Annotated in this window: 13 protein-coding genes; 5 read left to right on the top strand and 8 right to left on the bottom strand. The window is 63.1% G+C overall.

What is annotated here, in order from left to right:
* Positions 1-123 precede the first annotated feature (123 nt).
* Together AC3CCE_RS22770 and AC3CCE_RS22765 are read right to left on the bottom strand one after the other, a co-directional pair.
* Positions 124-2,934 (bottom strand): ATP-dependent helicase, encoded by a 2,811-nt coding sequence (locus AC3CCE_RS22770; RefSeq protein ID WP_023712456.1) that lies wholly within the window; start codon positions 2,932-2,934, stop codon positions 124-126.
* An 80-nt stretch (positions 2,935-3,014) separates the two neighbouring features.
* Complete coding sequence (locus AC3CCE_RS22765) at positions 3,015-3,848, bottom strand: DUF2059 domain-containing protein (protein ID WP_023712457.1); 834 nt, start codon at positions 3,846-3,848, stop codon at positions 3,015-3,017.
* Between the two features lie 243 nt (positions 3,849-4,091).
* On the opposite strand from AC3CCE_RS22765, the gene AC3CCE_RS22760 reads away from it, so the two are divergent.
* A complete protein-coding gene (locus AC3CCE_RS22760; RefSeq protein WP_198025530.1) occupies positions 4,092-6,431 on the top strand; it encodes a glucose/quinate/shikimate family membrane-bound PQQ-dependent dehydrogenase in 2,340 nt (779 codons plus the stop codon).
* Positions 6,432-6,443: 12 nt separating this feature from the next.
* Here the strand turns inward: AC3CCE_RS22760 and AC3CCE_RS22755 are convergent, their stop codons facing one another.
* Positions 6,444-6,944, bottom strand: coding sequence for a hypothetical protein (locus AC3CCE_RS22755; protein WP_155923825.1), 501 nt, complete (start codon positions 6,942-6,944; stop codon positions 6,444-6,446).
* Between the two features lie 99 nt (positions 6,945-7,043).
* Between AC3CCE_RS22755 and AC3CCE_RS22750 the strand changes: the two genes are divergently transcribed.
* Both AC3CCE_RS22750 and AC3CCE_RS22745 read left to right on the top strand, forming a co-directional pair.
* The gene (locus tag AC3CCE_RS22750; RefSeq protein ID WP_488377099.1) at positions 7,044-8,240 is read left to right on the top strand and encodes an IS256 family transposase; all 1,197 of its coding nucleotides are present in this window, start codon (positions 7,044-7,046) and stop codon (positions 8,238-8,240) included.
* 188 nt (positions 8,241-8,428) lie between these two features.
* A complete protein-coding gene (locus tag AC3CCE_RS22745; RefSeq protein WP_023682108.1) occupies positions 8,429-9,334 on the top strand; it encodes a dienelactone hydrolase family protein in 906 nt (301 codons plus the stop codon).
* A gap of 3 nt (positions 9,335-9,337) precedes the next feature.
* Here the strand turns inward: AC3CCE_RS22745 and AC3CCE_RS22740 are convergent, their stop codons facing one another.
* The 5 genes from AC3CCE_RS22740 to AC3CCE_RS22720 form a co-directional block, all read right to left on the bottom strand.
* Entirely contained in the window at positions 9,338-9,787 is a 450-nt protein-coding gene (locus tag AC3CCE_RS22740; protein WP_023668313.1) for a response regulator, read from the bottom strand.
* Positions 9,784-10,932: a histidine kinase dimerization/phosphoacceptor domain -containing protein gene (locus tag AC3CCE_RS22735; RefSeq protein ID WP_023682107.1), complete on the bottom strand. Its 1,149-nt coding sequence runs from the start codon at positions 10,930-10,932 to the stop codon at positions 9,784-9,786. Before AC3CCE_RS22735 ends, AC3CCE_RS22740 begins: the two co-directional genes overlap by 4 nt.
* 55 nt (positions 10,933-10,987) lie before the next feature.
* On the bottom strand, positions 10,988-11,206 hold the full coding sequence (locus tag AC3CCE_RS22730) for a hypothetical protein (RefSeq protein ID WP_155929625.1): 219 nt from the start codon (positions 11,204-11,206) through the stop codon (positions 10,988-10,990).
* The gene (locus AC3CCE_RS22725) at positions 11,193-11,390 is read right to left on the bottom strand and encodes a hypothetical protein (protein ID WP_013531006.1); all 198 of its coding nucleotides are present in this window, start codon (positions 11,388-11,390) and stop codon (positions 11,193-11,195) included. The genes AC3CCE_RS22730 and AC3CCE_RS22725 overlap by 14 nt, the downstream gene beginning before the upstream one ends.
* A 146-nt stretch (positions 11,391-11,536) precedes the next feature.
* Complete coding sequence (locus tag AC3CCE_RS22720; RefSeq protein ID WP_023699589.1) at positions 11,537-12,022, bottom strand: thioesterase family protein; 486 nt, start codon at positions 12,020-12,022, stop codon at positions 11,537-11,539.
* 102 nt (positions 12,023-12,124) lie between these two features.
* On the opposite strand from AC3CCE_RS22720, the gene AC3CCE_RS22715 reads away from it, so the two are divergent.
* Positions 12,125-13,534, top strand: coding sequence for an FAD-binding oxidoreductase (locus tag AC3CCE_RS22715; RefSeq protein WP_352626199.1), 1,410 nt, complete (start codon positions 12,125-12,127; stop codon positions 13,532-13,534).
* Positions 13,535-13,554: 20 nt separating this feature from the next.
* The gene (locus AC3CCE_RS22710) at positions 13,555-14,034 is read left to right on the top strand and encodes a hypothetical protein (protein WP_023815557.1); all 480 of its coding nucleotides are present in this window, start codon (positions 13,555-13,557) and stop codon (positions 14,032-14,034) included.
* Positions 14,035-14,132: the final 98 nt, after the last annotated feature.

The raw sequence follows: 14,132 nt of genomic DNA, 5'->3' as shown, positions 1-14,132 counted from the left end.
TGGATCCTCGGGTCTACGCTGCGTCGCTACGCTCCTTGCTCCGCCCGTGGATGACGAGGCGGGGAGGGCTCCGCCAGACTACAACAATGTGGTCGCTTGTAGGACAACAGGACAAGCGGGCGCTCACACCGCCGCCACAAACCCGTCCAGCACGCGTTTCTGGCCGGCCTTGTCGAAGTCGATGGTCAGCTTGTTGCCTTCGATGTTGGAGATGTTGCCGTTGCCGAATTTCTGGTGGAAGACGCGGTCGCCGACGCTGAAGGGCGACGGCGTGTCGGCGACGGATTTGGCGACCAGTTCGCCGTCAATGGTGCGGCCTTTGACGCTGGTTCGGCCGGCGCCGTAGCCGGAGTCGGTCTCGCCATAGCCGATGCGCTCGACCTGGTGGCCGGAGCGCGAGCCCCAGTTGCGGTCGGTCGCCTCGGTGCGGTTGGCCTGCGCGCGCTGCCAGCCGGGCGTCGCATAGGTGTTGGAGAAGGCGCCGGATTTTTCCGCGCCGACATTGTCGAAGCGCGAGGCGCCGTAGGGGTTCTGCCGCCCTGCGCCCTGGCCGCCACGGCCCGACGCGAACGAACCGCCGCCATAGGAATTGCCGTAGCCGCCATAGGAGTTGCCGCTTTCGGCGACCTCGACATGGGCTTCCGGCAGTTCGTCCAGAAAGCGCGACGGGATGGTCGACTGCCACAGGCCGTGGATGCGGCGGTTGGAGACGAACCACAGATGCAGGTTCTTCTTGGCCCGGGTCAGGCCGACATAGGCGAGACGGCGCTCTTCCTCCAGGCCGGAGCGGCCGCCTTCGTCCAGCGCGCGTTGGTGCGGGAACAGGCCTTCCTCCCAGCCGGGGAGGAACACGGTCTCGAATTCGAGGCCCTTGGCCGAATGCAGCGTCATGATGTTGACGGCGTCAAGCTCGGCGTTCTGCTCGGCGTCCATGACCAGGGCGACATGTTCGAGGAAGGAGCGCAGCGATTCATACTCCTCCATGGAGCGGATAAGCTCTTTCAGGTTTTCCAGCCGGCCCGGCGCCTCGACCGAGCGGTCGTTCTTCCACATGTCGGTGTAGCCGCTCTCCTCCAGAATGGTCTCGGCGAGTTCGGTGTGCGGCGTGGTTTCCAGCGCCTTCTGCCAGCGCTCGAAATTGGCCGCCACTTCGCGCAAGGCCGCGCGGGGCTTGGGCTTCAGCTCGTCGCTTTCTGCGAGCTTGGCGGCTGCCTCCAGCATCGGGATGCGCAAGCTCCGCGCCGTGTCGTGGATCTGGCGGATGGTGGCTTCACCCAGGCCGCGCTTGGGGACATTGACGATGCGCTCGAAGGCGAGGTCGTCGGCGCCCTGCGCGACGACGCGGAAGAAGGCCAGTGCATCGCGGATTTCCATGCGCTCATAGAAGCGCGGGCCGCCGATGACGCGGTAGTTGAGGCCGAGCGTGACGAAGCGATCCTCGAATTCGCGCATCTGGAAGGAGGCGCGGACCAGGATGGCCATATCATTGAGCTTGTGCTTGGCACGCTGGTAGGTCTCGATGGTCTCGCCGACGGCGCGCGCCTCCTCCTCGGAATCCCAGGCGGCGTGGACATGCACCTTCTCGTCGTCCTCGGCGACCTTCTCGGTGAACAGCGTCTTGCCGAAGCGGCCCTCATTGTGGGCGATGAGGTGCGAGGCAGTGCCGAGGATGTGCGCGGTCGAGCGATAATTGCGCTCCAGACGGATGATGGTGGCGCCGGGAAAATCCTTGTCGAAGCGCAGGATGTTGTCGACCTCGGCGCCACGCCAGCCATAGATCGATTGGTCGTCGTCGCCGACGCAGCAAATATTCACGCTCACGGGCTGTTCCGCGCCTGCCGGCGCGGGCCCTCCGCGGGGGCCTCGCAACGGCTCGGACGCCCGGTCGGGCTTGCGGCCTTCGGCCGGAACATTCCAGCGGTAGGAGGTGTTTGGTCTAACGTAGTTACCTTCTTCCGAAGGATCGTCTTTTGACGCCGCAGGTTTGTAGTTGCCCGCCTCAGTTCGATCAGGAGTCCTGGACGGGCTAGGACTTGGAACGCGGCCACCTGGAACGCCACTTCTTGGCGGTTGTGGCTCACTTGGCGGTTGTGGCGCACTTGGCCTTTGCGCCAGCAGCCGCAGCCACATGTATTGCGCGGTGTTGGTGTCCTGGTACTCGTCGACGAGGATGTATTTGAAGCGCTTGTGGTAGTCCTTCAGCACGTCCGGATTGGCGCGGAAGATGCGGATCGGGTGGCAGAGCAGATCGCCGAAGTCGCAGGCGTTCAGCGTCTTCAGCCGCTCCTGATAGGCCTTGTATAGTTCCCGGCCCTTGCCGTTGGCGAAGCTGCGGGCATCGCCCTCGGCAATGTCGGCCGGGCCTTGGCCCTTGTTCTTCCAGCCGTCGATCATCTGCGCGAACTGCTTGGCCGGCCAGCGCTTGTCGTCGAGGCCTTCGGCCTGGATCAGCTGCTTGATCAGCCGTACGACGTCGTCGGTGTCGAGGATGGTGAAATCGGATTTGAGCCCGGCCAGCTCGGCGTGGCGGCGCAAGAGCTTGACGCCGATGGAGTGGAAGGTGCCGAGCCACGGCATGCCCTCGACGGCTTCGCCGACGAGATGGCCGATGCGCTGCTTCATCTCGCGCGCGGCCTTGTTGGTGAAGGTCACCGCCAGGATCTGCGAGGGGAAAGCCCTGCCGGTGGCCAGGATATGGGCGATGCGGGTGGTCAGCACGCGGGTCTTGCCGGTGCCGGCGCCGGCCAGCACCAGGACCGGGCCTTCGGTGGTTTCCACCGCCAGCCGCTGCTCGGGGTTGAGGCCGTTGAGATAATCGGGTGCGCTGTTGGGTCCGCTGCGGGCCGCCATGGCGCGCGCGGCTATGCCCGACGGGGCCGCGGGCCGCGCATTGGGTTCGTCGAAAAAGGGCATTTCTTCCGCAAAGCCGGACATCTCCCCCGAATGTAGTGATTCGGGAGCGAAAGACCAGAAGTGTCTACGTTTTGTTCTGCTAAAGTGCCCGATACTGCGGCTCAGGCCTTTCGGTAACCGAGCGCGACGAACAATCGATGTCCGAACGAGCGCGCTTCCTCTGTCATCACCATGCCAAAGGCCGTCAGCATCTGGTCGTAATAGCGGCTGCCCGCGGGTGACGCCAGGAATGTCGAGTACAGTCTGAGATCGCCGAGCGGGAGATCCCGGTACGTATAAGCGCTACCCTGCATGGCATTCTGTTCGATGTTCTGGCGAATTTTCACGGATTGCTGACGCACCAGCGCCATGATCTGTTCGTCCGACAGAGGCTTTCCGGCTGCGCCCAGCATCCCCGTAACCATCGCGTAGCTCATGTTCAGCGCTATCGCCTCGCCGGTGTCGACAGCGCTGATATCGTCGATGATCTTGCGGTACAATTCGAGCCGGGCTGGATCCTTGGTCGGAAGCTCGGCGAGGATTTGCTTGCCCTCTGTCTTCTTGCTTTGCCTGCCTTCCGGGCCAGACGACTGAATTTCCAAAGCGGTGACGTGCTTGCCCAACGGGGAAGCGTAAAACGCTGCGAGGTCGGACAGATCGGTGGCCGACAGCCTGTCCGCCATCCGCGATTCGATGGCAGTCTCCATTTTGACTGCGTCGAAGGCGCCTTCCAGCGCGACCGACAAGGCGTCCTGGAAATTTGCCGGTAACGGTTCGGGTATGGATTTCGTGGCTGCGGCGATGCCGGGACCGATGCCCATCAGCATCTCGTGAAAGCCGTTTGCCTTGTTGATCTCGCTCAGCGTCTGTGCCGGCGCGGCCACTGTGCCGGCCGTGAGCGCGACGAAGCTACAGAGGACAAGGACTACTCGCGTCAGAGGCGAGGCGAATGACATCACTCTGGTTGCTCCTGATGGTTGGTCGAAAGCAGACTGCTGGAAAACCCGGATGCCGGCAAGGCGGGATTGCCACCTGGGCGTGTGGCCTCGAAAAAAACGCCCTGTGCGCGGAGCCTGCGGCATGGCCGTTTGGTTTCGCCATGGATCGCTCCCCGGCGGCTTGACAGGCACGGCGGGCGGGAGAAGGTTGTACCGCCGGGGGCAGGATTGGCATACCTTTGCCCATGGCCGCGCCGCGGAATGCGCATCAGTCGAAGGAGTATCGTCTTGGCTGTCGTCATCACCTCCCTCATCCTGTTCCTCATCGGCCTCGCACTTGGCGGCGGCGGCGTCTGGCTCGCGATGCTGGGCGGCAGCTGGTACTATGTCGTCACCGGTCTCGCCTTCCTCATCGCCGCATGGCTGCTCTTCCGGCGCAAATCGACGGCGCTCTGGCTCTACGCGGCGATCGTGCTCGGCACGCTGGCCTGGGCGGTGTGGGAAATCGGCTTCGACTGGTGGGAACTCGCACCGCGCGGCGGCATCATCGTGCTTCTGGCGCTGTGGCTGCTGACGCCTTGGGCAAGGCGGGGCCTGATCGGCCCCGACGCGCGCGCGCCGCTCATTCTGGCCGTGCTCGCATCGCTCGCCGTCGCCGGTTATTCGATGACGGCCGATCCCAAGGACATCGCCGGCGACCTCAGCGCCGACAAGGTGACGCCGACTGCCGATCTCGGCGGCAATGTGCCTCCGGGCGAATGGCATTTCTACGGCCGTACGCAATTTGGCCAGCGCTATTCGCCGCTCGACCAGATCACGCCCGACAATGTCGCCAAATTGCAGCCGGCCTGGATCTACCAGACCGGCGACGTGAAAGGGCCGGACGATGTCGGCGAAACCACCTACCAGGTGACGCCGCTGAAGGTGGGCGATGCGCTCTATATCTGCACGCCGCACAATTTCGCCATCGCCATCGATGCCGCCACCGGCAAGGAGAAATGGCGTTTCGATCCCAAGATCAAGCTCGACAAGGACCGCCAGCACCAGACCTGCCGCGGCGTGTCCTATTATGCCGATGCCAAGATCGCCGCCGGCCAGCCTTGCGCGACGCGCGTCTATCTGCCGACCTCGGATGCGCGGCTGATCGCGCTCGACGCCGCCAACGGCCAGGTCTGCCCGTCCTTCGCCGAAGCCGGCACGCTCAATTTGTTGACCAACATGCCGTATCCGAAGTCGGGCTATTATTACTCGACCTCGGCGCCGCTGATTGCGGGCGGCAAGATCATCATCGGCGGCGCGGTCAACGACAATTATTCGACGCAAGAGCCGTCCGGCGTCATCCGGGCCTTCGACGTCGACACCGGCGCCCTGGTGTGGAACTGGGATTCCGGCAATCCGGACCAGACAACGCCGCTGGCGGCAGGCCAGACCTACACCCACAACTCGCCCAACATGTGGTCGACGGCAAGCGCCGACGAGAAGCTCGGCCTGCTCTATGTGCCGCTCGGCAACCAGACGCCGGACCAGCTCGGGATGGGCCGCAGCGCCAATGTCGAGAAGTTTTCCTCCTCGATCACCGCGCTCGATCTGGCCACCGGACAAGTGCGCTGGGTGCGGCAGACCGTGCATCACGACCTCTGGGACATGGATGTGCCGGCACAGCCGACCCTGGTCGACATCACCACCGCTGCCGGCGTCGTTCCGGGCCTGGTTGGACCGACCAAGCAGGGCGACCTCTACGTGCTCGACCGGCGCAGCGGCGAGCCGATCATCCCGATCAAGGAAGTGCCGGCGCCGGGCGGCGCTGTCGAGGGCGATCACACGTCGCCGACGCAGCCGGTCTCGGATCTCTCCTTCAATCCGAGGCCGCTGACCGGCGCCGACATGTGGGGCATCACCATGTTCGACCAGCTGGCCTGCCGGATCGAATTCCAGGGCCTGCGCTACGAGGGCCGCTACACCCCGCCATCGGTGCAGGGGTCGCTGGTCTATCCCGGTAATTTCGGCACATTCAACTGGGGCGGCGTCGCCGTCGATCCGGTGCGGCAGGTGATGTTCGGCATGCCGACCTATCTGGCGTTCAAATCGCAGCTCATTCCGCGCGACCAGGTGCCGCCGCCGGATGAGGGGCGCGGCAGCGAGCAGGGGCTGAACCGCAATGAGGGCGCACCCTATGCGGTGGTGATGGGGCCGTTCCTGTCGCCGCTCGGCGTGCCCTGCCAGGCGCCGCCATGGGGCTATGTGGCGGGAGCGGACCTCAGAACCGGCAAGATCGCCTACAAGCACCGCAACGGCACCGTCTACGACATGACGCCGTTGCCCTTGCCGCTGAAGGTCGGTGTTCCCGGCATTGGCGGGCCGATGATCACCGCCGGCGGCGTCGTCTTCCTGGGCGCGGCGGTCGACGACTATCTGCGCGCCTATGACCTGACATCGGGCAAGCAGCTTTGGCAGGCCAGGCTGCCGGCCGGTGGGCAGTCGACGCCGATGACCTACACCGTCGCCGACGGCCGCCAGTTCGTGGTCATCGTCGCCGGCGGCCATGGCTCGGTCGGCACCAAGCCCGGCGACTATGTGATGGCCTATACGCTGCCGAAGTAGCAGCGATGTGACTTAGGTAAGTGATCGGCCCGGCAGATATTCTGTCGCGCCGCCCCTCATCTGCCTGCCGGCATCTATACGGGGAGAAGTGCCCGGCAGGGCGATGAGGGCAGCAGCAGCCTTGGTCAGCTTGCGTAAGAGATGGCCTTTGAGGCTGGGCACGGAGCCCAGTACTTCATTGGTTAGCTGCGGCCCTGTTTCGGCCTGCTGGATCAGCGTGGTGCCGGCCGACGCCGGTCGACGCGGACCTTCACCATCCGAGCGGCGGCTGCGGCAGCAGCGGAGCGCATTGCCAGCAAGGCAGCAACAGCAAGCACGAGCGCGCTTGCAAGGATCGGAGTAGACAAGGTCATGGCGTTGTTCCTTCTCGTCGGGCTCGCCGCTACGAGCGAGACCATCATCAGCTTCCTTCCATATTGTGGCGGCACCATCGACATTCTCTGAAATGACCAAAATGTGATGGGCGCGTTCGGCGGGGCGGCCGCATCGTTCGATGGCGCAAGCGTCACCCATCGGTAGTGTGCTGAGAGTTCTGCAAATTCGCTGAGAGGGGGCGGTCATGGCAGGCTGGTGATTGTTCACGTCACCTGATTCCCGCGAAGGAACGCCACCATGACCAAGACTGAAGTTAAGACCGCCAGCGCTGCCGTCAAAGACATTTTGCTTTCGAACCCGGATGGATTGCACGAGGTGCTCCGTGCGGTGATGCAGGAGGTGCTTGAGGCCGAGATGGACGAGGCGCTGGGTGCCTCGAAGAGCGAGCGCACGCCCGAACGGCTTGGCTATCGCTCGGGCTATTACGGCCGTACCCTTGTGACGCGGGTCGGCAAGCTCGAGCTGCGGGTTCCGCAGGACCGTGCCGGGCGCTTCTCCACCGAGCTGTTCGAGCGCTACCAGCGTTCCGAGCGGGCCTTGGTGGCGACGCTGGCGGAGATGTATGTGCAGGGCGTGTCGACCCGCAAGGTGAAGGCGATCACGGAAGAACTGTGCGGCCATGCCTTCTCGGCCTCGTCGATCTCGGCCATCAACAAGCGGCTGGACGAGAGCCTCGCTGCCTTTGCCAGGCGCCCCCTTCAAGAGCCGTTTCCTTACCTCATCCTCGATGCGCGCTACGAGAAGGTGCGTGAAGCCGGTGTTGTCATGAGCCAGGCGGTGCTGATAGCGGTCGGTATCGACTGGGACGGAAGGCGCCAGATCCTGGCCGTGGAGATGGCCAATCGCGAGAGCCGCTCGGCCTGGAGGGACTTCCTCGTCGGCCTCAAGGCGCGCGGCCTCAAGGGCGTCGAGTTGGTCGTGTCCGACGATCACGCCGGCCTGGTGGCAGCGATCGGCGAGGTGATCCCCGAAGCCGCCTGGCAACGCTGCTACGTGCACTTCCTCAGGAACGCGCTCGATCATCTGCCGAGGAAGCACGGCGACGACTGCCTGCAGGAATTGCGCTGGCTCTACGACCGGCGCGATCTCGCAGAGGCCAGGGCTGATCTTGCCGCATGGCTTGCCAAATGGTCGGCACGCTATCCGCGCCTGACAGGCTGGGCCGAGGATGCCATCGAACAAACCCTGACCTTCTTCAGGCTGCCGAGACAGCACCACAAGCATCTCAAATCCACCAACATGCTGGAGCGGCTCAACGAGGAAATCCGCCGGCGCACCTATGTCGTGCGCATCTTCCCCAACACCGAAAGCTGCCTGCGCCTGGTCAGGGCGTTGGCCGTCGAGACCAATGAAAACTGGATGGAGGCCAACCGATACATCAATATGGACGTCCTGCGCGAGCACAAGAAGCTCGCTCTGCGCCAAGCCGCATGACCAGCATCATGGCCGCCCCATTTTGCAGAACTTGACGCACACAACCCACCCATCCGAGACTGGACCGTGCGAGCTTGCACCCTATCTTGATCCGCGAGTCATCCCGGAGTGACCGCGAGGTCATCCCGGAGTGACCATGAGGTCATCCCGGAGTGACCGTGAGATCATCTCCTAACGAGGAGCACGCCATGACGAAACCCACCGCCGAAGCCGTCAAACCTGCCAAACCTGCCATCACCCAGGCGATGATCGATGCCTATGACGAATACACGCATCTGACGCTCGACCGCCGCCGCTTCATGGAACAGCTGACCAGGCTTGCCGGATCGGGCGCGGCGGCGGCCGCGATCGCGCCGCTGCTTGCGGCGAATTCGGCGCAGGCGGCAATCGTCGCCGACAACGATCCGCGCGTGAAGGCTGAAGATATCACCTATTCCGGCAGCAGCGGTGAGATGAAGGGCTATCTGGTCAGGCCGGCGGACCAGTCCGGCAAGCTCGGCACCGTCATCGTGGTGCATGAGAACAGGGGGCTCAACCCGCATATCAAGGATGTTGCGCGGCGCGTTGCGCTGGAAGGGTTCGTGGCGCTGGCGCCGGATTTCCTGTCGCCGCTCGGCGGCACGCCCGCTGACGAAGACAAGGCGCGCGACATGTTCACCAAGCTCGACGCCAGCCAGGTCACCGCCGATGGCCTGGCGACCATCGCCTATCTCAAGGGCGAGAAGGACGGCAACGGCAAGGTCGGTGCTGTCGGCTTCTGCTGGGGCGGCGGCACGGTCAACAATCTGGCGGTCAACGCGCCCGATCTCGCCGTCGGCGTCGCCTATTACGGCATGCAGCCGAAGGCCGAGGATGTGGCGAAGATCAAGGCGGCGCTGTTGCTGCACTATGCCGGGCTCGACGAGCGCATCGACGCCGGCATCGATGCCTACAAGAAAGCGCTCGACGCCGCCCATGTCGAATACACGCTCTATGTCTATGACGGCGTCAACCATGCCTTCAACAACGACACCTCGGCCGCGCGCTACGACAAGAAGGCAGCCGATCTCGCCTGGGGACGGACGATCGCTTTCCTCAAGGAGAAGCTGGCGTAGGCTTCAGGCCGCCGACGACGCCCATACGCTTTCATAGGCCGGCGACAGCGTAAAACCGGCCGGCAGCACCGAGACCGGGGGCGGGCGCCGCACGCCCTCCTGCAGATAGCGCAACGCCGACACCAGTCCGTTCATCGTGTAGGGCTTGGCGATGACGCCGATCGCGCCGGCGAAATGGTCGGGGATGCGTTTTGGATTGGCGGTCATGAACACCACCATGGAACGGTTACCCTCGCGGATATGCTCGGCAACCTCGACCCCGGTTGGTCCGTCGGCGAGGTGGATATCGACAAAGGCAATATCGGCATCGGCGGTATCAATCATACCTCTTGCTTCGGCCAAGGATGTCGCCCAACCCACAACGCTGTGGCCGGCTTCCTCGACGAGGCTTTCCAGTTCCATCGCCAGCAACGCCTCGTCCTCGACGATCAGGACCTTGAGCGGTTCGTTCATGACAGCTTCCCTTTCTGCTGCGGTTCGTTCGGCATCGAGATGACGACCTTTGTGCCCGGGCCGGCGTCGCGCCATTCGATGTCGGCATGCAACTGCCGGGCAAGCGACTTGATCAGCCGCATGCCGAAGGAAGCATCGCCACTGGCCTCGGCCATGCCGACGCCGTCATCGGAAACCTCGATGTTGAAGTGGCCGTCGGGCTGGCTCATCTTGATGCCGATGCGCCCCGCGGTGGTGCCGTCCGGCTTTGCCTTGAAGGCGTGCTTCAGCGCGTTGGTGACAAGCTCATTGACCATCAAGGCAACAGGCGTGGCTTTTTCGGCCGGAATGACGATGGGTTCGAGGTCCAGCGTCGGCTTGATCTCGGCGCGTCCGGATGCGGTCAGCAGGTCGGTGACCAGATCCCTGGCGAAATCCGAGACATCGAAGCGGCTGACATCCTTTGACTGGTAGAGACGGCGATGCACCGTGCTCAGCGCCTCGATGCGCTCCAGCATGGTGGCCAGCGATCGCTTTGTCGCTTCATCCTTGATTGCCCGGCTTTGCATGATGATCAGCGAGGAGATCATCTGCAGGTTGTTTTTCACCCGATGGTCGACCTCGTGCAGCAGCGTGGTCTGCGCCTCAAGGGCGGCCTCAAGCTCGCGCGTGCGTTCCTTGACAGCCTTTTCAAAGCGGTTCTTGTCGGCGGTGATGCGATCCTCCGAGCGCTTGCGATCGGAGACATCGAGCTGTGAGGCAAAGAAGAACAGGAGTTCGCCTTTGTCGTTGGAAACCGGGCTGATGTAGAGCGCATTCCAGAATGTCGAGCCGTCCTTGCGGTAGTTCAACAGATCGATGGCGATATCGGTTCCCGCTGCTATCGCGTCGCGCACGCTAGCCACAGCTGCCTTGTCTGTCTCTGGCCCCTGCAGGAAGCGGCAGTTCTTGCCCATGACCTCGTCGCGCTCGTAGCCGGTCAGGCGCAGGAACGCGTCATTGGCAAAGACGATCGGATTGTCCGCCTGACGGGGATCGGTGATGACCATCGACATGCGGGTGGCGCGGATGGCGGCCGCGAACGGATCGCCCTTGCCGTGCTCGGCATGCAGATTGTCCGTCATGTGCCATGCGTCGGCCGGTTCCCTGGTCCTTTTCCAGTCCATGCTTTCACTCCAAGCCGTTTTTCAGGGGTCACAACGGCTTAGACGTGGAATTGGTTCAATCTTGATCTTCTTGTCGCAGGCAGCCGTTTGCGAAACCGAATCGCCGGTTGCGCAAACTGTCGAAATGAACGGTTTTTGAAGGTTGTCGGATGCAGCCGATTCGCTGAAAGCGGGGCTGGCGCAGACCTTTGGAAATGATCAGGTCGCAATGGTCCGTGGCGGCGCTCGCCGGTGGCGGCTTTCTCAGAACAGCGGAAACATCAGGCGTGGCCACGCTTCATGCGCGCCTGCTTCAGGATGGCGCGCCAGCGGATCATGTCGAAGGGGATAGGCTCGTTGTTGTTGGCGATGTGGAAGATCTCGTTGTTGACGTTCTTCAACGAGCGCCAGAAATCATAGTCGGTGATGCGCGGATCGGCAGCCAGCCTGTCCACCTCGACCTTGATGTCGGTTTTCATGCACGTTCCTCGAACCGCCTGTTGCCCGCCGCCCGCGTCACAACTCGCATGGCACCGTTCTCAAACGGTCAGCTGAGTCGTTCAATGGCCCAAATGGCTTGTTCACGTTAAAACCTTGGTAAGGTTAACGCGGGCGCGGCAGCGCTTCAAGCGGTCCTGCGGCGAATACCGATCGAACGGCCGGCGCGCTCGGGCATCGGCAGTGCAGAATGGGCGGCGCGCATGGCTTCCACCTTGGCCTGCACATCGGCGGGGAAGGGCGCGACTTTCGGCCCGGACATGTCGACATGCAGCGACAGGGTTTCGGAGGTGGCGGCAAGCCAGCCATCGACATGGCGGATTTCCTGGTAGGCCCGCAGCCGCTTGTCGTCGTGATCGATCAGCTGGAAGGATACGACGACCTTGTGTTCGAGGTGCAGTTCCTGGACATAGCAAACATGGACTTCGGCCGTGTAGATGGTCAGGCGCCGCTCTTCGACATAGTCCAGCCCCATGCCCATCGCCTCGAACGCCTCATCCGAGCAGCGGTCGAACAACACGTTGTAATAGGCCATGTTGAGATGGCCGTTGTAGTCGATCCAGTCCTTCTCGATGTCCATCGGTTTGGAAACTAAGGGGGCGGGAACAGGCATGGAAAGTTCCTTGTTCTGGTGCTGGACAGAGCGCGGCAGTCGAGACTACGCATCCATAATCGCATAACAAGCGTGGACGCTGGTCCATTCGCGGAGGAATTCATGGCTCTGAGCGACCTCAATCCGGTCGAACGCAACGAGGAAGGCATCGCCGCCGTGCTCGGCATTCTCAAGCAGCAGCTCGGCGAACGCTTCCAGACAGGCGCGGCGATCCGCTCGCAGCATGCGCATACCACCACCTATATTCCGACGCAGGCGCCTGACGGTGTCGCGTTCCCGGAGACGACAGAAGAGGTGCAGGAGATCGTACGTGCCTGCGCCGCGCACCGCGTGCCGGTCATCGCCTTCGGCGTCGGTTCCTCGCTGGAGGGCCACACCAACGCGCCGGGTGGCGGCATCTCGGTCGACACCTCGCGCATGAACCGCATCCTGTCGGTCAACCCCGAGGATCTCGACTGCACGGTCGAGCCTGGCGTAACGCGCGAGGATTTGAATCGGCACCTGCGCGATACCGGCCTGTTCTTCCCCATCGATCCCGGCGCCAATGCTTCGCTCGGCGGCATGGCGGCAACGCGGGCCTCCGGCACCAATGCGGTGCGCTACGGCACGATGCGTGAAAACGTGCTGTCGCTGACGGCCGTCATGGCCGATGGCGAGACGGTGACGACCGGCAAGCGGGCGAAAAAGAGTTCGGCCGGCTACGATCTGACGCGGCTTCTGGTCGGCTCGGAAGGCACGCTCGGCATCATCACCTCGCTGACCTTGAAGCTGCAAGGCATTCCGCAGGCGATCTCCGGCGGCGTCTGCCCGTTTCCAAACCTCGAGGCGGCCTGCAACGCGGTCATCGCGACCATCCAGATGGGCATTCCGGTGGCGCGGATCGAACTGGTCAATGGACTGCAGATGCGGGCGATGAAGAATTACTCGAAGCTCGATTATCCCGAGAGCCCGTGCCTGTTCGTCGAGTTCCACGGCAGCGATGCCGGCGTCGCCGAACAGGCCGAGACCTTCGGTGCCATTGCTGAAGACAATGGCGGCGGGCCATTCCTTTGGACCAGCGTCGCCGAGGAGCGCACGAAACTCTGGAAAGCCAGGCACGATGCTTATTGGGCGTCGCTGACGCTACGGCCGGGCGCCAAGGGCCTTTCGACCGATGTCTGCGTGCCGATCTCGCGGCTGGCCGAATGCGTTGCCGAAACCGAGGCCGACATTGCCGAGATGGGCCTGGTTGCGCCGATCGTCGGCCATGCCGGCGACGGCAATTTCCATGTGCTGGTGCTGATGGACGTCAACGACCCCAAAGAGATCGCGCTGGCGGAGAAATTCGTCTCGCGGCTGAACGTGCGGGCGATCGCCATGGACGGCACCTGCACCGGCGAACACGGCATCGGCCAGGGCAAGATCGGCTTCCTGCGCCATGAGCTCGGCCATGGTGTCGACATCATGCGCTCCATAAAAAAAGCGCTCGACCCGCAAGACATCATGAACCCGGGCAAGATATTACCTGCATAGCCGAAATGTGAGGAGCGGCAATGGATACCCTGATTATAAGGGCATCGCTTGGCAAGACACTGTTACTGCTGTCGGCCAGCCTCTTCTTTGTCCTGGCCTGCGCTTTCCTGATTTATGTCTCCGAGGACGGCGACACCGCCGGCCTTTGGTGGTGCGTGGCCTTTTTCGGGCTGGTCGCGTTGGTGTTTGCCTGGCAGCTTGTGCGGCCGCAGATTCTGGTGCTGAACGGACAAGGTTTCAGTCTCGGCGGAGGCCTTGTTCGATCGCCCAAGCTGGTCCCCTGGAAGAATATCGAAAGCTTCTTCGTCGTCCATCGCCGGCGCAGGATAGGCGATATGATCGGGTACAATTTCGCACCGGGGGTCAAGAAAAGCTCCGTCATGGGCAGCGTGACCAAAAGCCTCGGCGCCGAAGCCGCATTACCGCAGGGCTGGACATTGTCGCCCGAGGAGATGGTGGTGCTGCTGAACGAATATCGCCGACGGGCCATGGCAGGATAGTCTCTTGCGCACAGGCCGGACCGCGGTCAAAGGCGTCCAAAAATCTCTGCTCTTCCAGATACATCAGAGATCAAGCAACTCTGGATGAATTGCCTCTT

It is taken from the genome of Mesorhizobium sp. P160187, from assembly GCF_057766425.1.
This window is presented reverse-complemented; position numbering and strand designations above follow the sequence as displayed.